Source organism: Gaoshiqia hydrogeniformans (assembly GCF_049347105.1).
Taxonomy (GTDB): Bacteria; Bacteroidota; Bacteroidia; order Bacteroidales; family Prolixibacteraceae; genus Gaoshiqia; species Gaoshiqia hydrogeniformans.
Genome location: NZ_CP186334.1, coordinates 5,343,779 through 5,362,451, shown reverse-complemented (window position 1 = coordinate 5,362,451; position 18,673 = coordinate 5,343,779). Strand labels below are relative to the sequence as shown.

14 protein-coding genes are annotated in these 18,673 nt (G+C 45.8%); 8 read left to right on the top strand and 6 right to left on the bottom strand.

Annotated features, from left to right (window positions below):
• Positions 1-83: 83 nt before the first annotated feature.
• Complete coding sequence (locus ACOIT5_RS21345) at positions 84-503, top strand: hypothetical protein (protein ID WP_423128190.1); 420 nt, start codon at positions 84-86, stop codon at positions 501-503.
• On the opposite strand, the gene ACOIT5_RS21340 is transcribed toward ACOIT5_RS21345, so the two are convergent.
• From ACOIT5_RS21340 to ACOIT5_RS21330, 3 genes are all read right to left on the bottom strand, one after another.
• A complete protein-coding gene (locus ACOIT5_RS21340) occupies positions 500-1,159 on the bottom strand; it encodes a YkgJ family cysteine cluster protein (RefSeq protein ID WP_423128189.1) in 660 nt (219 codons plus the stop codon). The two genes, ACOIT5_RS21345 and ACOIT5_RS21340, sit on opposite strands and share 4 nt — an antisense overlap.
• Before the next feature lie 118 nt (positions 1,160-1,277).
• Positions 1,278-2,276 (bottom strand): hypothetical protein, encoded by a 999-nt coding sequence (locus ACOIT5_RS21335; protein WP_423128188.1) that lies wholly within the window; start codon positions 2,274-2,276, stop codon positions 1,278-1,280.
• Positions 2,277-2,355: 79 nt separating this feature from the next.
• On the bottom strand, positions 2,356-2,598 hold the full coding sequence (locus ACOIT5_RS21330; RefSeq protein ID WP_423128187.1) for a hypothetical protein: 243 nt from the start codon (positions 2,596-2,598) through the stop codon (positions 2,356-2,358).
• Positions 2,599-2,725: 127 nt separating this feature from the next.
• Between ACOIT5_RS21330 and ACOIT5_RS21325 the strand changes: the two genes are divergently transcribed.
• Positions 2,726-3,670, top strand: coding sequence for a glycosyltransferase family 2 protein (locus tag ACOIT5_RS21325; protein ID WP_423128186.1), 945 nt, complete (start codon positions 2,726-2,728; stop codon positions 3,668-3,670).
• On the opposite strand, the gene ACOIT5_RS21320 is transcribed toward ACOIT5_RS21325, so the two are convergent.
• The gene (locus ACOIT5_RS21320) at positions 3,671-7,918 is read right to left on the bottom strand and encodes a hypothetical protein (protein ID WP_423128185.1); all 4,248 of its coding nucleotides are present in this window, start codon (positions 7,916-7,918) and stop codon (positions 3,671-3,673) included.
• Between the two features lie 149 nt (positions 7,919-8,067).
• Here ACOIT5_RS21320 and ACOIT5_RS21315 point away from each other — a divergent pair, with 149 nt between their 5' ends.
• The gene (locus ACOIT5_RS21315; RefSeq protein WP_423128184.1) at positions 8,068-8,784 is read left to right on the top strand and encodes a ThuA domain-containing protein; all 717 of its coding nucleotides are present in this window, start codon (positions 8,068-8,070) and stop codon (positions 8,782-8,784) included.
• Positions 8,785-8,918: 134 nt separating this feature from the next.
• Positions 8,919-9,389 (top strand): c-type cytochrome, encoded by a 471-nt coding sequence (locus ACOIT5_RS21310; RefSeq protein WP_423128183.1) that lies wholly within the window; start codon positions 8,919-8,921, stop codon positions 9,387-9,389.
• Positions 9,390-9,441: 52 nt separating this feature from the next.
• Here ACOIT5_RS21310 and ACOIT5_RS21305 read toward each other — a convergent pair whose 3' ends face one another.
• Positions 9,442-10,140, bottom strand: a complete 699-nt coding sequence (locus ACOIT5_RS21305) for an SIMPL domain-containing protein (RefSeq protein ID WP_423128182.1) — start codon at positions 10,138-10,140, stop codon at positions 9,442-9,444.
• 127 nt (positions 10,141-10,267) lie between these two features.
• On the opposite strand from ACOIT5_RS21305, the gene ACOIT5_RS21300 reads away from it, so the two are divergent.
• Positions 10,268-13,105: a PD-(D/E)XK nuclease family protein gene (locus ACOIT5_RS21300; protein ID WP_423128181.1), complete on the top strand. Its 2,838-nt coding sequence runs from the start codon at positions 10,268-10,270 to the stop codon at positions 13,103-13,105.
• Here the strand turns inward: ACOIT5_RS21300 and trmD are convergent.
• Positions 13,102-13,785: a tRNA (guanosine(37)-N1)-methyltransferase TrmD gene (trmD, locus tag ACOIT5_RS21295; protein WP_423128180.1), complete on the bottom strand. Its 684-nt coding sequence runs from the start codon at positions 13,783-13,785 to the stop codon at positions 13,102-13,104. The two genes, ACOIT5_RS21300 and trmD, sit on opposite strands and share 4 nt — an antisense overlap.
• 246 nt (positions 13,786-14,031) lie before the next feature.
• On the opposite strand from trmD, the gene ACOIT5_RS21290 reads away from it, so the two are divergent.
• From ACOIT5_RS21290 to ACOIT5_RS21280, 3 genes are all read left to right on the top strand, one after another.
• Complete coding sequence (locus tag ACOIT5_RS21290) at positions 14,032-14,469, top strand: Hsp20/alpha crystallin family protein (protein WP_423128179.1); 438 nt, start codon at positions 14,032-14,034, stop codon at positions 14,467-14,469.
• Between the two features lie 186 nt (positions 14,470-14,655).
• Positions 14,656-16,875: a DUF349 domain-containing protein gene (locus ACOIT5_RS21285; protein ID WP_423128178.1), complete on the top strand. Its 2,220-nt coding sequence runs from the start codon at positions 14,656-14,658 to the stop codon at positions 16,873-16,875.
• A 189-nt stretch (positions 16,876-17,064) separates the two neighbouring features.
• The gene (locus ACOIT5_RS21280; protein WP_423128177.1) at positions 17,065-18,666 is read left to right on the top strand and encodes a CTP synthase; all 1,602 of its coding nucleotides are present in this window, start codon (positions 17,065-17,067) and stop codon (positions 18,664-18,666) included.
• Positions 18,667-18,673: the final 7 nt, after the last annotated feature.

Here is an 18,673-nt window from a genome sequence, read left to right as displayed (position 1 = left end):
GGCTAAATTATCGTGTCAGTTTGACGTGATCTGCAATTTATTGAAAGGGATTTTATAAATTTATTCACTAAAATACCGGCTTTATGGAACGCAGGGACTATTTAATCGACCAAATACATCAACTGGGGCTTTTTATTGCCAAACTGATTGACCGTTTGCAAAAGAAAAAGGACCAGGGACAAGAAGACCAATTGTTTACAGAGGCTGCTGACGCCTTTTGTGTTCAGTTTGGTTGGGATATGGAAGAACTGCTGTTTCTGGACGACCGCAGTTTTATCGGGCTGATGGATGAAAATTTGCTGGCTAACGAACATTTTGAACAAATGGCTGCGGTATTTGAGTTGTTAGGCGATCATGCCCTGGAACATGAAACCCTGCTGCGAAAAGAACTGTACCTGCAAAAAGCGCTGTTGCTGCTGAATTACGTGGAGCATAAAAGCCATACCTATTCGATGGAAAGGCGGGACCGGATTGTTCAACTCGAATCGAAACTGGCGCTTTAAAGATTACTACCGGATGTTAAAATGGCCTCCAGTCCTTCTTCGAGACGGAATTCCTTCACAAAAATGCCCTCTTCCTTTAGGGCAGCCATGAAACCTTCGTTCATCATTTTGCCGGCCAGCAGCGGAAAGTCGAGTAAGGCCGGAAAATTCGCGGGATTGTCTGGATTTTGGTAAAACTCGCGACAAGTGCCAACGTCCATCGAAAGGTAAATCCGGCAGGCCATCGGGCGTGCAGCGTAGGCAGCACAGGCGCCGTTTTTGAGTAAGGGGCAGGGGCTTTTATAGCTGAGCATTTTTTCTTGGGTCAGTGAGCCGGTGATTTTGTTTTTATTGGCCGCATGACGGACAACTTCCGTTTGCTCTTCAGGGCCGAAATGGGTTTTCAGGTAATTCCCGAGGTAGTGTATTTCGTACGAATTGGCAAATACAGCCTGATGACAGCACCAGGCGCATCCCTTTTTGCAGTCAACAGTTACCTGTTGCCTTTGGGCCAGAGCAAGCAGCGAATCGATCAGTTCGTCTACGGCCTGGTACATGGCGCCAATGTGTTGCAGAAATGCCGTTTCGTTTTTTACTTCCTGCACGGCTTGTTTACCTAACCGGTAGCCGTCTTTGTAAAATACCTGTCCGTGTTCTGAGATCCCGCTCTTACCCATACTGCTTGTTTTGAATAAAAAAACTGAAAATAGCAAAATTATTGACAGAATAAAAAAAGCAACGGGTACGAAACCCGCTGCTTTCACGCAATCGTCAGTTTTTTATCAAGTCCTGATTTTATTCTTCATAATCGTCGTCGGCGCAGTGATTCTCGTTAATCCAGTCGCCGATCCATCCTGCAGCTGCTGCTGCATCGCCGTAGGTAAGAATGTCCTGAGCTGTTTGGTTTGGCAGGTTGGCAGCAGATAATTTGCCGACAGTGGCCAGCCAGCTTTCAATGATGGCTACTTTTTCCAGAACAAGGGCGTCGGTTACCCCCGACAGTTTAATGGCTGCAACCTGGGTAAATCCTTTTTTGGAATCTTTGATGCCGCCGGCGTTCGATGTATTCCAAATAGCGCGTCCTTCGGCTTCGGTATATTCAAAACCTCCAACAGTTACTGTTGCAACCGCCCAGGCATGAGGAGAGGCAAAGAAGAAACCCTGAGAGAAAGAACATTGTGAATCTTCATCTTTACAACCGATGCCGTCAATCTGAAATTCGCAGCAGCCGGTATTGGCTCCCGACTTGAAATAACCTGTGACCTTCGATGTGCCCCAGTGGCCCGCAAGTACCAGTTTATACAGCGACGGAAGATCGCCGGTAGTGCCATAGTCATATTTCACCATCGGGTCGTTTGTGCAGGCGCTCATGGATGGATCCGGTTTTACTTCGGGAGTAGGAAGTATTTCGACCCATTCGCCTAATGAATAATCAAAATAGTAGGCAGCCAGAACGTCTGACCAGTTGTTTTCCAGGTTTAAAGCAGGATCTTCACATCCGGCAGCTGAGAATCCCCAGTGTGAGAGGTTTTGCAAGGTTCCGTTTTTCCCGTTTCCCGGGTTTGGATTGATGATGGTCCATACAAATTCGGTTGAACCGGCGTTCTGGGTGACATTCAGGTCGACCAGGTAATCGGCACAACTCGATTCTGACGGAATCGGTTTCCCTTTTTCTTTTTCAAGGCCGGCAACGCCGTCTATTAATTTATCGGGTTTCTGACATCCGACAAAGGCGAAGGAAACAACTGCAAGGGAAAGTACTGTTTTTACAATAAAAGAATTCAAATTTTTCATGGTATTTAAAGTTAAGTGAATATCCATATTTATGTGATACAAGTTACGTCATTTAACGGCTGTTTCAGGCGGTTTGTTCTTATGCTAAACCGTCAAAACGGCCTGTTTTGGGCTTTGGCTTTTCAAATGGGTTTTTTGGCTGATCAAATAACAGACTTGACTTACCAAAAAAAACAGGAAATGCCCGTATTTCGGAGTATTCGCATAGATGGCTGATACTTAGTCCGATAGAAAATCTCCTGATTTTTGTTGGATCGGACGGGAAATTTGTCTCCATAAGGATCATGATCATGACGCTCTGTCCTTTGTCCTGATTTTTCATCGTTTTATCAGGGTGGACATCTGATTTAATTGAAAAAGAATGTTTTCTAAATACCTTTTTATAAATTCGCAGCAGAGTAAAGCAATTGAATCTTGACAGAACGAATTAAGAACGTTAAGTGAAGCGTATGAAGGAATTGAGTCTGGTTATTTGTGTGTACAACGAGGAGTTAAACATCAGGCCCTTAAGTGAACAAATTAAGGCCGCCCTGTCGGGCTATGATTTTGAGGCAGTTTTTGTTGACGACGGTTCAACCGACAGTACCCGCGAAGAAATCCGGGCCATTGCTGACGAACGGTTTATTTTGGTGGAACTGAAACGGAATTACGGACAAAGTTCGGCCCTGCAGGCCGGGATAGATCAAGCATCAGGAGCTTACGTTGTCCTGCTTGACGGTGACCTCCAAAATGACCCGGCTGATATCCCGATGATGTTGAGAATCTGCCGGGAAGGGGAATGGGACATGGTCGCCGGTGTACGCGCAAACCGAAAAGACGGCGCTTTTTTGCGTAAAATACCGAGTAAAATTGCTAATTATATTATTCGCGAATCCACAGGGATCAAAATGAAAGATTTGGGTTGTACCCTGAAAGTTTTCACCAACGAAGCCATAAAGTCCATTCATATTTATGGCGAGTTACACCGGTTTATCCCGGCGCTGCTGGCTCTCGAAGGTTCCACCCGGCTGACCCAGGTTGACGTGAACCACCGCGCGCGAGAGTTTGGCAAATCAAAATACAACCTGAGCCGGACAACACGCGTGTTTAACGACTTGTTGCTGATGCTGTTTTTCAAAAAATATATGCAACGGCCGATGCACTTTTTCGGTGGCCTGGGGATAATTACTTTGGGATTGGGCTTTTTGATTAACCTGTATTTGTTGATCCTGAAACTTTTCGGGCAGGATATCTGGGGGAAACCTTTACTGATTCTGGGATTGCTGTTGGTGGTAGCCGGCCTCCAGTTTATCACGATGGGACTGGTAGCCGAAATGCAGATGCGTACCTATTATGAGTCGCAGCACAAAACGCCTTACCGCATTCGGAAAGTCAGCCCGACAAAGGGAGCATAATTATTCTTCTTTCTCGTCTTTGATGCGAAAGGTGTTTTTTGCCCCGCTGAAAACCGATTTCCACCAGTAGTTGATGATTGACCGTTGCTTGTCCCGCTCAAAATAAATGTCATCCGGGAGCAGGATGCGTGTCCGTGGGTTTTTCGATTTCAACATCAGGCTGTTGGCCATGAAACTGGCAAATTTGGCTTCTTTGGTGTCGCCGTCTTTTTGTTCCAGGATAGAAACTTTCAGGTCGTCGTATGCAAACCTGAGTTTCCCGCTTGCTTTGTCTTCGTCGGCGTTAAACTCAAAGTCAAAACGGTTTACCTGTCCCGAACGGACCAAAATCAAAGCGTTGTTTTCGGTGATTGGGTTCAGCATTCGCATGTCGAAAGGCGACAACCGGCCCGAAACATGAAACCGGTGCCTGTCTGAATTCATATTGAAGGTCATGTTTACTTTCAGCTCGCTCTCGTTCATCAGCCAGGCCGAAGCGTCGAATCTGACTTCCGGACGGGTATTGATAAGGTAGGGCAGGTTCGTAAACGGGTAAATTTTTCCGTTCAGCTTTCCAAACTTCACCAAACCAGGGGCAGGCATATTTTCAAGTTGTTCGGCATACGAAATGTCGGAATTCAGCAGTTTTACCGTGTCGAAATAAAACGGCAGTTCAAACTCCCTGACGAGTTGCTGCGGCATGGGCGGACGTTGTTTTTCGTTAAATTCTTTTCGCTTGTCGCGGTAAATATTGACCTGGGCGCTGTTGATCAGGACCAGGCGCCCGGTAAATTCTTTTTTATCAAACCAGCGGTCGATATCGATTCCCGAAAAATCAATGTGGCCGATCTTTCCCGAGTAATAGTCTGCCTGGAAAGGGATGATTCGTTGATAATCGTCTTTGGAATACCTCGGTTTTATTTCGATCCCGGAAAAGCTCATCCGGTTGTCAGTTCCGCTGTACGAGATTTTATCGATCACGAAGTCGTACCATCGTTTCTGATCTGTAAAGCGGTGGTCTCTTTTTACAATGCTCAATGTTTTTGCGCCAAACGGTTTTTCTGACAGGGTGCTGTCCAGGCTGAATTGATCCAGGGTGATATCGACATGCTGATGGCTGATTTTTTCTTTTTTTGCAGAAATATAGAAACCGGCATCCTCAACGATCACCTTTTCGGCCGACAATTCATCCATCACCTGTTGCAGATCGGCCGGAAGTTTCAGATAAAACGGGTTACCATCCTGTTCCTGGTCGGTTATATTTAGCCTGAACACGGGCTTGGCCATCCGGATAAGTTGTGCATGAAAGCGATTGTCCTGAAAGGCGTCCACCGGGTCCAGTTGTTCAAAACGCAAAACCGGCATTTGGATGGACGAAATGGTGCGGTCGTCGCCGTCGCGGGTCGATTGGATGTCTAAATTCGTGAAGCTAAGTTGCTTTTTTGCGGAAGAATAGTTTACGGTTTCCACCCCAATCGTATAGGGGACTTTTTCGGGTGTCAGCTTTAATGCAGAGAGGCTCGTTTCGATATTGTCCGATGTAAACCTGGCGGTTTTTATATTTTCCGGACGTTTCAGGCTGGCGCCGTCAATCGAAAAATTAAGGTCCGAACCGGCGATTTGCTGTTGATTAAACCGGTCGGTATTGTAAATCTTTAATTTCCCGTTTGTCAGCGCAACTTTCCGGATACTCAGTTCTTTCATTTCTTCCGGAAGCGGGACCGTGAGGTCTTTAAAGTTAAATTTTCCGGATGGTTTCCCGTTCCGGTATATTTCTATGGTTGGCGAATCGATCTGTAAATCACGCACTTTAAGTACCTGGTTGAAATAGACCTGCTCCGGGTTTACACCGTTCAGTTTTACTTTCGGAATGTTTACCTGGATGTGCCAGGGCATGCTGTTGAATTCAGCGCTGGCAATGTTGGGGTAGAGGAGGGCATTTGAAATCGTCATGGTCGAATCTTTGGAGCCCAGGCTGATTTCTTTGGCCCTCAGCAAATGCACATTATCCGACAGTTTAAACAGGTGGTCCATGATGCGTAATTCGAACTCATCGGCAAAAAATAACCGGTTTTTTTTCAGCTCGTTGTCGTTGAGGACAAAACGGTCGAGTTTTACACTAAACTTGTTGGTCAGGTCGATGGTTTTTCCTTTCCGGCTGTGGTTCACAAAGCGGATGGCCCCGTTGGTTACGTTAATCCCGCCGATCTCGATGTGTTCAATATAGTTGTTCAGCAGTTCATACAGTTCTTCCGGATTAAACTCATTATCCGATTTTTTCAGCCGGGCAAAAACTTCGTAATAAATTTCGGGTTTGACGATGGATATGTTGTTGATATTGAGTTTTTTCTCAAAAAAGGCGTGGTGAATGTCGGTATTTCGCAAATAAACCGAAGGTATTTTTATCCGGTAGCGTTCGCTGCGGTTAAGCCGTCGGAGCGTAGTTTCCGGGTTGTCGCTTGTTTCGGGGTACAGATGAAAACCGCTTATGCTCACCAGCTTTTGTATGCTCGATGCTTCCAGGCGGGCGATTTCGAGTTTATGGAGCTGGTCGGCCAATTTCATTTGATAATCGCGGAAACTTAATTCGAGGTTGGTGGCATAAAAAAGCTTGTCGGTCCGGCGGGCGCTCACCGAATCCAGCGAAAAATCAGTCAGACGAAAGTTGAACGATGCTTCAATATGACCGGAGTCCTGTTGGTTTCGCAGGTCCGAGATTTGGAAATGACCCTGATCGATGGCGATCACCTGGGCATAAATCCCTTTGATGTAGTCGCCAATAAAATGATAGAGCAGGCTCGTGTGATCCCTGTTTTTTTCGGCGGCATCGCGAAATTGCTGAATATTGACTTCGGGTTTAAAGGCCGAAATTTCCTGTAAGGGCATTTCCCGGTGATGGAACAAACGGGCCAGATCGACCGAAAGAAAACGGATGCTGTCGCAGCTTAAGCGAACTGTTGCGGGTAATTCTTTCCGTTCGCCGGCCGGGATCAGCTGAAGGTTTTCGGCTTTGATCAGCTTTTCGGCGCTTGAAGCGGTGATGTTTTTTGCTTCGAAGCGGTGAACCTTGTCATTCAGCCGCAGTTGATACGATCCGACGGTCAGTACAAAATCGTCGGAATAGAGGATTTTGTCCTCGCGCAGGTACGCAGTGGAGTCCAGTTCAAAATTCTCGCCCTCAACCCGTATGTTTGTGAATTCCTGAAACAAATCTTCGTCGGCTGTTCTCGATTCAAACCGTAATTTCCGGCTTTCAAGGATCAGGCGGCTAATTGTAATCCGGCTGAAATCGTCCCGAAACAACTGGTACAGATCAAAGTCGCTGATTTTTCGAAGATTGAGTCCGTCGGCATATCGCGGAGGCTTCACCCGGATGTTGGCCTGCAATAGCTGCAGCGAGTCAACTTTCAGGCTGTCTCCCTCAATAATCGACCGCAGGTTTCCCGATTTCAGCCTGATTTCAGGCACTTCAATCCAGTACCGTGTTTTCAGGTGATCGGATTCGCGGATGGGAGAGAGGCTGATATTTTTCCCGCGGATGGTTTTGTTTTGAATGGAATAAATGAGTTCGTCCACGTGCAGGCGATGAAGCTGATCACCCATGATCCGTCTGTAATCCTGTATCTGGAAATAGATTTCGCCGGCCCGGAACAATTCCTGCCGTTTGGCCAGGACCGATTGGTCGAGGTAAAAATCTTCGACCACGATGTTAAAGTCGCTGATCGAATGAAACACCGAACTGTCGGCTACCTGCGTGTATTGGTTCGCTTTTGCCTGCAAAAGCCTGATTTCGCCGATGGAAACCGAATTGAGCTTGTTGCCGAAAAAAGGTTGCAGTTTATCAAACAGATCATTTTTTTCAATCTCTTCAGCAGAAAGGCTATCGGCGTCGTGAAGTTCGAATTCGGGCTCACGGATGCTGATTCGCTGAATGATCAGTTCCTGATCGAAAAGAAGCGAACTCCCGGATATACCGATGACTTTGATTTCTTTTGCCGAAAAATAATAATGTTTTCCCTCACTTTTTAGCGGAATCAGTTCCAGTGCGTCGATGCTGATACTCCGGCTCCAAATGCTGGTGCGGATTCCCGAAAACGAAAGCGAATATTCGTGGTTGGTCGCATTTAACACGTAGGTGTTAACCCTTTGGCGGATGATATTTTTTGAATAGATGGACAAATAACCGGCGCAACCAGCCATCAAAAGAAAAATCGCGACTGTTAACCAGCGGATTAATTTTCGTCTTTTTGATTGTTTGATCCTGAACATAGCCGGACGGTTAAGGTGACTAAGGTATGCTGTAAACTGCTGTAAAAATTGCTAAAATAGTTTCTTCTTCAAAGTAAAAGAAAGTAATTCCACATAAAAATGATACATTTAAAACGAAAATAGTTGAATTTAATTCCATCTTCCGGCGTATGAAATCGTTATTTTTCATTTTTTCCCTGTTGGCCATGGTCAGCTCCGGTTATTCCGGGAACCTGAAGGTATTAATTGTTACCGGCGGGCATAGTTTCGAGCGGGCCCCGTTTTTCGAACTGTTCGGTTCGATTGACGGAATCAGCTGGGTTGAAGCGGTACAACCGAAAGCCAACCAAATGATGCTCAGCGGAGAAGCAGATGAATTTGATGTGCTGGTATTTTACGATATGTATCAGGAAATCAGTGATGAAGAGAAGGCTGCTTTTCTCGGCCTGTTGAAATCGGGGAAACCGGTGTTGTTTTTGCACCACGCCCTGGTTTCGTACCAGCAATGGGACGAATTTGAGCAGATTATTGGTGGACGTTATTATGATGAGACGCGATATCCCGGTCATCCGGCAAACGGGTATTCTACCTACCAACATGATACATCTGTGCCGGTCAGGGTGTTGATTGACGAGCATCCGGTCACCAAAGGGCTGACTGATTTTGTTTTGTTTGATGAAGTTTACGGCAACTTGATGATCTTACCATCGGTTAAACCCTTGCTGCAAACCACCCATCCGGGCAGCGCTCCGTTTATTGCCTGGGAAAACAGTTATGAAGCGTCAACCATCATTTACATTCAGCCCGGTCATGATCAACAAAGCTATCGTGACGAAAATTTCCGGAGATTGATCAAACAGGCCATTTTTTACCTGGCGGCGAAATAGCTAATTTCAACGCGGCTTTTTCTCTTATTTCCGGTTTTTACTGAACAAAAACTAATCAACCCGGTTCTTTATTGGGGTGACTGATTTGGCTCACGATGAAGGTCACCGGGAACGAAAACAGAAAACACATCCAGATGAAACGACAATTTTTTTTGATACTCCTTGCTTTTGGTTTGTTCAATTTTAGCTGTGGCGATTCGGAAAAAACTGAAAAACCGCAGGCGCTCGACACGTCGGAACTGGCTGAAAAAAGCGAAGATAATTCGGGAATACCGGCGAAAAGCAGGCCTCATCCGGGGCAACAAGTGTACAACCAGCACTGCAAAATCTGTCACCAGGCCGACGGCTCGGGTGTTTATGGCGTATTTCCGCCGCTGACGCCAAATAAGTACATCGAAGATAAACAGCAGTTCATCACGCTAATGTTGCGGGGGATGACCGGCAAAATTAAGATTGACGGAGTCGAGTACAACAACATCATGGTTCCTCACGATCACCTGAGCAATCAGGAGTTGGCAGATGTCATTTCGTATGTACGCTCCAGTTTTGGCAATCAGCTCGGCCCGGTAACCAAAGAAGAAGTGGCAACTGCCCGTAACAAGTAAACAACCGGACAACTGCCACCCCGGCGAATCAAAGGATTCGGCTAAATACGGATTATTTTATCGCGAACCGGGCAAAAACCTTATAGTTCAGTTTAATCTTTTGGAATGATATTTCTTCTTCCGTGTCCGCAGTGGTCTGATCCATTGCAAAGCTTTCCATGGCAACTTTACGAACATAAGGTTGAATGTAACTTTCTCTTTCCTGTAAAAACAGGGGGCGGCCAACTTCTTCGTCAATGGCCCCGAGCAGGTATTCTGCTTTTTCGCGGGCATTTTTTACAGCCAGAATCTTTACTTCTTTCTTCAGTTTCTCCATTTGACTGTGGTCTACGCGGCTTACGGCAGCGTTGAGCGCTTCTACCTCGTCCAGTATGTTTATTAGCCTGGTGAGTTCCCCGGTCGATGCGACTTTCATGACATAGGATTTTGACGAAAGTACGTCCTTTTTCTTCCGTTTGATCGTGATGAAATCCGCATTGGCATCTGCCAGCGACAGCTTATCCAGACCGAAGTTGTTTTTCTGGAGCAACTGTTTCAGCGTTTTCTCCAGTTTGTCCAGTTCTATCTTTTCTTTCCCGTCGTAACGTTCTTTCAAGGTAAATTGCAGATAGATCTCATCCGGTTCAATTTCCATTTCATGTTCGCCGGTCACTTCGATGTAAGGAGTCGATTCGATTGGGTTAGCCATTGGTTGAGCTATGGCGAAATTGCTGAATAGCAGCGCTGCCATGATTAAATAAATTGTTTTCATTGTTTCTGTTTTTAAATTGTCTGTTTGAAGTATGACTGATTTGTATTAAATCCTTCTATCCGGTTGTTTATTCATTCTGTTCCGCTGAGCTAAAATTAAGTATTATCTTTAACAAAAATATCAATTCATGAATCCATTTCTGCAACAGGTTGCCGGTTTTCTTTACCGGAAACATGGCGAGTCGCTCAATCGTCTATCGGTTGTATTTCCAAGCCGCCGTTCAGGCGTCTTTTTTAACGCGTATTTGAATGATTTGGTTGAACGGCCTGCGCTTGGCCCCGGGGTGATAACCATCAATGAACTCGTTTCACAGCTGTCGGGTTTGCAAATATCAGACCAAATCAACCTGATTTTGCGCCTGCACCGGATTTACCGCGAAGAAACGGGTCATTTAGAGGAACTTGATGATTTTTATTTTTGGGGCGAAATACTGCTGAATGATTTCAATGATGTTGATAAATACCTGCTGGATGCTGACGACCTGTTTCGGAATATCGCCGACTTAAAAGAAATAGAAAGCCGGTTTGAGTATCTAACCCCCGAACAAAAACTGGCTATTGAGTTATTCTGGGGAAATTTGGGAAAGGCAGGAGCTTCGGTAAACCGTGAAAAATTTTTAAAAATATGGAATAAACTGGCTGGGATTTATCATCGTTTCCGGAACGAATTACTGGCCGAACAACAGGGATACAGCGGATTGGTTTACCGCGACCTGGTTGAGAAACTACAAACGCAACAGGACCTGATTGCCGGCATGGACCGGCATGTGTTTGTTGGTTTTAACGCGTTGAACAGTTGCGAGAACAAGTTATTCCGGCTGTTTAAGGCGGCCGGAAAAGGCGATTTTTTCTGGGATTATGATGCGGCTTTTGTCAACGACCCGGCCCACGAAGCCGGTTTATTCATTCGAAAAAACCTGGTTGAGTTTCCGGCGCCAGACGATTTTTCCCCCGATACCGAAATGCAGCCGCCCAAAAAGATTAAGCTGGTTTCGGTTCCGGGACAAGTAGCGCAGGCCCAGATAGTCAACCAAAAGCAATTTCTGACTGATCCGGGCGGAGAGGTTCGCTTTGATGAAGCCGCACTGGTACTGGCTGATGAAAACCTGTTGGTGCCGGTCGTCTCGGCTGCCGGTTCCCGTTTCAGCAGTATAAACATCACGATGGGATACCCGCTGCAAAATACGCCCGTTTACAGTTTGATTTACAGTTTGATCGATTTGCAGAAAAATTTCCGCAAGGTGGACGGAGACGACGGATTTTATTTTCGCCCGGTACTGGCGGTATTAAATCACCAATTAATTGCCCGCTCAGAACGAACAAAACTTGTCCGCGAAATTCATCAGCAAAACAAAATTTATGTCCGAACAGCCGATCTGAGAAAGGATGACTTGTTGGAATTGATCTTTAGCCGTCAGGAAAACTGGCGCGATTACGCGGTTTATTTTATGGAAATCGTGCGAAAGCTGGCCGTTGGTTTTCCGCAGCGCGATGACAGTCCTGTCAGGCTCGAACCGGAGTACCTGTACCAGGTGTTTTTAGCTGTTCAACGTCTGGCAGGTACCCTCGGCATGTATTACGCCGATGCCATATCGTTATCGCTTTTTTACCGGATTCTGCTGCAACATCTGCAACGGATTAATATTCCTTTTGAAGGAGAGCCGCTCTCCGGTTTACAGGTGATGGGGGTGCTCGAAACCCGGAACCTTGACTTTAAAAAGCTGGTTCTTTTTTCGGTGAACGAAGGGAAGTTGCCCAAAACCTCGGCCGTTCATTCGTTTATCCCTTACAACCTGCGTAAAGCCTTTGGCTTACCGGCATACGAAGAGCAGGACGCGATGTACGCGTATTATTTCTATCGCCTCATTCACCGGGCCGAAGAAGTTGTTCTGGTGTATGATTCTTCCGGCGACGGGATGAATACCGGCGAAATGAGCCGGTACCTGTTTCAACTGTTGTACGATTCGGGCGTGAAGCCTGAATTCTATCAGTTCGATTTCGATTTTAAAGCGTCCGTGTCTGAGCCGATTGCGGTTCAGGGAACCAAAACACACCAGCAACGGCTGTTGAGCCAATATGCCGAAAAGAGGCTGAGCCCGAGCGCCCTCAATACTTACCTCGATTGTAAACTGAAGTTTTATTTCAGGCATGTGGCAAATATCCGCGAAGCCGATGAACTGACCGAAGATGTAGACCCGCGGTTGTTCGGAAATTTGTTCCATTACGCGGCAGAGCTGATTTATTCGGCATTTAAGGGAAAAGAAGTGAACCGCGAAAATCTGCATGCGCTGATAACCGATAAAAATAAAATCGGGAAAGCCATTCATTCGGCCTTTGCCCGCGAATATTATAAGGACAAAGATTTGAAAGATGTAAAAATAACGGGCAAAAACAGGCTGATTGCCGGTAATTTGCATACTTACCTGGAACGCATGCTCGAAAACGACCAGGCTTTCACCCCCTTTTCGGTGTTGGATCTGGAAGGTAATTACGAGGCTGAATTCCGGTTAAAGGCAGACGACGGAGAACATACCATTAAACTGGGGGGCATCGTCGACCGGATTGACCGGGGGCGGGAGGGAGTCCGGATGATTGATTACAAAACCGGCCGCAACCTGGCGCTTAAGTTTAATGAATTTGCCGATTTTTATAACCGGAAAAACAAGAGCCGCCCGAAAGAAATTTTTCAGACCCTGGTGTATTCCGAAATATTCAGGCGCAGCACGGGCGAGCAATCCATCTGGCCAACCATTTATAAGATCGACCGGTTTTTCGATGAGGGTTTTGACCCTTCGGTAAAGCAAAAAGGAAATACCGTCAATTACAGCGGGCTGGCTGACGGCTTTACGGCGAGCCTCGATGAGTTGTTGCACGAGATATTCAGCCCGGACAACCGCTACGATCAAACCGAAGACAGCCAAAAATGCCAGTCCTGCGCGTACAATTTGATATGCCGCAGGTCTTAATCGTGTTTTTCCAGTAAATCGGGGCGAAGCTGCCGGGTACGTTCATAAGCCTGGCGTTCTTTCCACTCATTTACCTGCTTGTCGTTTCCGCTAAGCAGGATTTCGGGAACTTTCCACCCCTTGTAATCGGCAGGGCGCGTGTAAACCGGCGGGCTGAGCAGGTTGTCCTGGAACGAGTCGGTCAGGGCGGAGGTTTCATCCGACATGGCGCCCGGAATCAGCCGGACAATACTGTCGGCAATCACCGCGGCGGCAAGTTCGCCGCCAGTCAGTACATAATCTCCGATCGAAATCTCGCGGGTGATCAAATGATCGCGTACGCGCTGGTCAACTCCCTTGTAATGACCACACAGGATGATGATGTTTTTATAAAGAGACAACTGGTTGGCTGTGCGTTGGCTAAACACTTCGCCGTCAGGGCTTGTATAGATAATCTCATCGTATTCGCGCTGAGCCTTCAGGTGTTCAATGGCTGCCTCAATGGGCTGAATGGTCATCACCATTCCGGCACCTCCGCTAAAGGCATAATCATCGGTCTTCCGGTGCTTGTCAGTCGAAAAATCGCGGATGTTGTGGACATGTATTTCTGCTAAACCTTTTTCTTTGGCCCGTTTCAGAATGGAATGGTTAAACGGGCTTTGAAGTAATTCGGGCACGACGGTGAGAATATCAATACGCATACAATATTTTTTTTGCAAAAGTAACAACATTTGCCGGATTCACGACGGGCTTTTGGGAAGATAAAACATGCAGAAAAGTACATAAGATGACAATGTGGCTTGCATTGATGATTAATTTCGGAAATAATGGCACGGTAATTAACCAATCTTCCGGGAAAAAGTCAGAAAATCAGGTCTGGAACAGAACTTGACCGGGGTAAACCGAAATAACGAAAAACAATTAAAATTTTACAGGAGGAAATAAAAATGAAACTATTAACAATGAACCCGGTTTATCATGTCAATGCTGTTGATCGCTTGCTGAATGATTTTTTCAGTCAGAATTATCAGACTGACCGTTTCGATAGAAAGGAGTTGACGAACCAGCCAGCAACCAATCTTTATGACCAAGAAGATCATGTAGCGATTGAGTTATCTGTTCCCGGTTACGAAAAAGAGCAGATTAAAATCTCGGTTGAAAAAGATCTGTTAATCATTAAGGGTGAAGTGGAGAATGAAGGAAATCAGAAGGTAACATACGCACGCGTGGAATTTAAACCCGGGAATTTCGAAAAGAAGTTCAAGTTGTCGGAAAAGCTGGATCCGGAAAAAATAAATGCCGGTTTTAAAAACGGTATCTTAAAGGTTACGGTTTCCAAAAAAGAAGAAGAACAATTGCAGACGCGGCAAATCGAAATTGCATAAGGTAATTTTTAGGGTTTAGGACAATAAGCTGTTTTCGCAAGGGAGCAGCTTATTTTTTTGTTTATTACGTATGTTTTGCAGAATTATTCGTTGTTTTGCTTGAGTATTCGTGCCGAAAATTATATTTTCGTAACTTAGTGAACTTAAATCTCTGGAAATTACCCGGTAATTTAAATATATTGTCACATGGAACCTAAAGATCTGAAAAACTCAAATGATGAGTTAAATGTAACACCGGAAAAAAACGATGTTACTGCTACGTCCGCAGAAAGCCTGGCGCTGAGTCCTGAACCTGAAAACACTTCCGAAGCGGATCTCGTGCCGGAAGTTTCTGAACCGGTGATCATCCGGGAAGGTGAACATGTCGGGGAAGAAATTCAACATGAGGCCGAACCGGCGGAAGCAGTCGCCGGGGATGAAGAAGCCCGTGACACAGTGGAAGAACCGGAGCAAGCTTCTGACGCAGAGCCCACGCCTGAGGTTTCTGAGCCGGTTTCGGGGCAGGAAGCTGAACAAACCGGTGAAGAGGAAATCCGGGCTGAAGAAGAGACTGCCGAAGTAAGCTCCGGGGCAGAAACAGGCCCGGATGCAGTTGATCAGCCTGAGCAACCGGCGGAACCGGATGAAGATGAACTGGACGAAGAAACGGCCAATGCCGTTGTGGCTAAAGGAAAGATTGATTACTCCGGGTATTCGGAAGTTGAACTGATTAATGCCTTGCGGGCCTTGCTTACATCGCCAACCGATGAAGATATCAAAGAAGAAGTTGACCGGATAAAAATCAATTTCTACAGGATACACAAGGCCAACTTCGACCTTGAAAAGGCCACTTTTCTGGAGGCCGGCGGCGACGAAAGCGAATTTGTTTCGGCGAATGCGCCTTATGAAGAAGATTTAAAAAACCTGTTGAGAGAATATCGTCAGCTGAAAAATGAGCATGGTAAACAGATGGACGAAGAAAAAGAACAGAATCTTCAGATTAAGTACGATATCATCGAGGAAATAAAATCGTTGGTAAACCGGAAGGAGTCAATCAATAAAACTTTCCAGGAATTCAGGGATTTGCAGCAGAAATGGAGGGATACGGGCCTGGTTCCGCAATCGAAACTGAAAGATCTTTGGGAAACATACCATCATCATGTCGAGAATTTCTACGACTATATCAAGATAAATAAAGAGCTGCGCGACCTGGACCTGAAAAAAAACATGGAAGCCAAAATCGGTTTGTGCGAAAAGGCCGAGGAATTATTGGTCGAACCATCGGTGATAAAAGCGTTCAACATTCTGCAGAAATATCACGAACAATGGCGCGAAATCGGACCGGTGCCGCGCGATAAGAAGGATGAGTTGTGGGAACGGTTTAAAGCGGCGACATCCATTATTAATAAAAAACACCAGGAGTATTTTGAAGACAGGAAAGACGATCAAAAGAAAAATCTGGAAGCTAAAGCCGCCTTGTGTGAAAAAGCGGAAGAAATTGCCGGCGCCGAATTACTGACCCACAAAGACTGGGATGATAAGTCGCGTGAGTTGATTGAATTGCAGAAGGTTTGGCGAACCATCGGTTTTGCGCCAAAAAAAGACAATAACCGCATTTACGACCGCTTTCGCAGCGCCTGCGATCAGTTTTTTGATGCCAAACGCGAATTTTATGCACAAAACAAAGAATTTCAGCAAAATAACATGCAAATGAAGGCCGATTTGTGCATGCAGGCCGAATCGCTGAAAGACAGTACCGATTGGAAAAAAACAACCGATGAATTTATCCGCATTCAGAAGAAATGGAAGGAAATTGGCCCCGTGCCCCGAAAACAGTCCGACCTGATCTGGAAACGGTTCCGCGCGGCCTGTGATTACTTCTTCGAACAGAAATCAATCCATTTCTCGTCGGTCGATCATGACCAGGTTGAGAACCTGAGGCTTAAGAAATCATTGATTAAAGAGATCAAGGATTATGTTTTGACGAAAGATGAAGACGCCGACCTGGAACAAATGAAAGATTTTCAGCGGCGGTGGACCGAGATCGGACATGTTCCCTTCAAAGACAAGGATAAAGTCCAGAATGAGTTCCGCGATGCCATCAATATTCATTTTGACCACCTGAAAATTGATGATCAGAAACGAAACCTGCTGAAATTCAAGAATAAAATGTCAAACTTTTCGGTTACCTCCAAAGGGCAAAATAAAATGCGCTTCGAACGTGATAAGTATGTGATCAAGCTGAAGCAGATGGAAAGCGACCTGGCCCTGCTGAATAACAACATCGGTTTCTTTGCCAATACCAAAAATGCCGAATCGCTGATTGATGATGTGACCAAAAAGATACAGAGTACACAGGAGAAAATTGAGTTTCTGAAAGAAAAAATCCGAATCATTGACGAAATGGATGATGAGGACTATGATTAGTATAGAAAATGAACACTGGTTTTAACCGGATATCACAGAATAAATTAACAGGATGGTTTCAGGCTTGGGTCCGAAACCATCCTGTTTTTTTGTCGGATATAAAATGTCAAACCGGTGATTTTTTTTGAAGCGTAATAGTTTTTATTGCTTAACTTTGGGCGTTTTTAGAAACATTAAAATTTTACGATTTTGTCAGCAACCAAGTACATCTTTGTAACCGGAGGTGTGACCTCCTCCTTAGGAAAAGGAATATTAGCAGCATCATTAGCTAAGTTATTGCAATCCAGGGGTTATTCCGTGACGATCCAGAAGCTCGACCCGTATATTAATGTCGATCCGGGGACCCTTAACCCCTATGAACACGGGGAGTGTTACGTGACCGAAGACGGGGCCGAAACCGACCTGGATTTAGGTCATTACGAACGTTTTTTGAATGTTCCCACGTCTCAGGCCAACAATGTAACAACCGGGCGGATTTACCAGTCGGTGATTAACAAAGAACGTCGCGGCGATTATTTGGGCAAGACCGTGCAAATCATTCCTCACATTACCGATGAAATTAAGCGGAAAATAAAATTTCTGGGAACGAAAAAAGATTACGACATCGTGGTTACCGAAATTGGCGGCACGGTTGGCGACATCGAATCGTTGCCTTACGTTGAGGCTGTTCGTCAGCTGAAATGGGAACTGGGTTCAAGCGCATTGGTCATCCACCTGACCCTGGTGCCCTTTCTGGCTGCTTCGGGCGAGCTGAAAACCAAACCAACTCAGCATTCGGTTAAGATGTTGCTCGAAAACGGGGTACAGCCCGATGTACTGGTTTTGCGGACCGAACACGACCTGGGCATCAGTATCCGGAAAAAAGTGGCGCTTTTTTGCAATGTCGATATCGAATCGGTGGTTCAATCCATCGATGTGTCGACCATTTATGAAGTGCCGAATAAAATGCTGGAAGAGAAGCTGGACGTAACGGTCCTCAAAAAACTGAAATTGCCCTATAAAAACGAACCCAAGCTCGACGATTGGAACGAGTTCCTGAAAAAACATAAAAACCCGGAAGCGATTGTAAATATTGGTTTGGTAGGGAAGTATGTTGAGTTGCAGGATGCTTATAAATCGATTGCAGAGGCCCTGATTCATGCAGGCGCCGAAAACCGGGTAAAGGTTAACCTGAAATGGATCCATTCCGAAAAAATTACCAAAAAGAATGTCGAATCAGAACTGGCTGGTTTAAGCGGTGTGATTGTTGCCCCGGGATTTGGGCACCGCGGAATTGAAGGCAAAATACTCGCGACCAAATATGTGCGGGAAAACAACATCCCGTTTTTGGGCATATGCCTGGGAATGCAAATCGCGGTAATTGAATTTGCCCGGAATGTGCTTGGTCTTAACGGAGCTGATTCAACCGAGATGAATGAAAAATCGCCCTACCCGGTGATCGACCTGATGGAAGAACAAAAAGGGATTACCGAAAAAGGCGGAACCATGCGGTTGGGGGCCTATACCTGCGATATTACCGATAAAAGATCGAATCTTTATAAGGCATACGGCAAAACTGAGATCAGGGAACGCCACCGTCACCGTTACGAATTTAATAATCACTACCTGGAAAACTTTAAGAATGCCGGAATGGTCCCGGTTGGGCTAAACCCGGACACCAACCTGGTGGAAGTTGTTGAAATCCCAAAACACAAATGGTTTGTCGGGGTCCAGTATCACCCGGAATACAGCAGCACGGTGCTGAGTCCGCATCCGTTGTTTGTCGCCTTTGTGAAGGCAGCTATGAGTTAATTTTCGA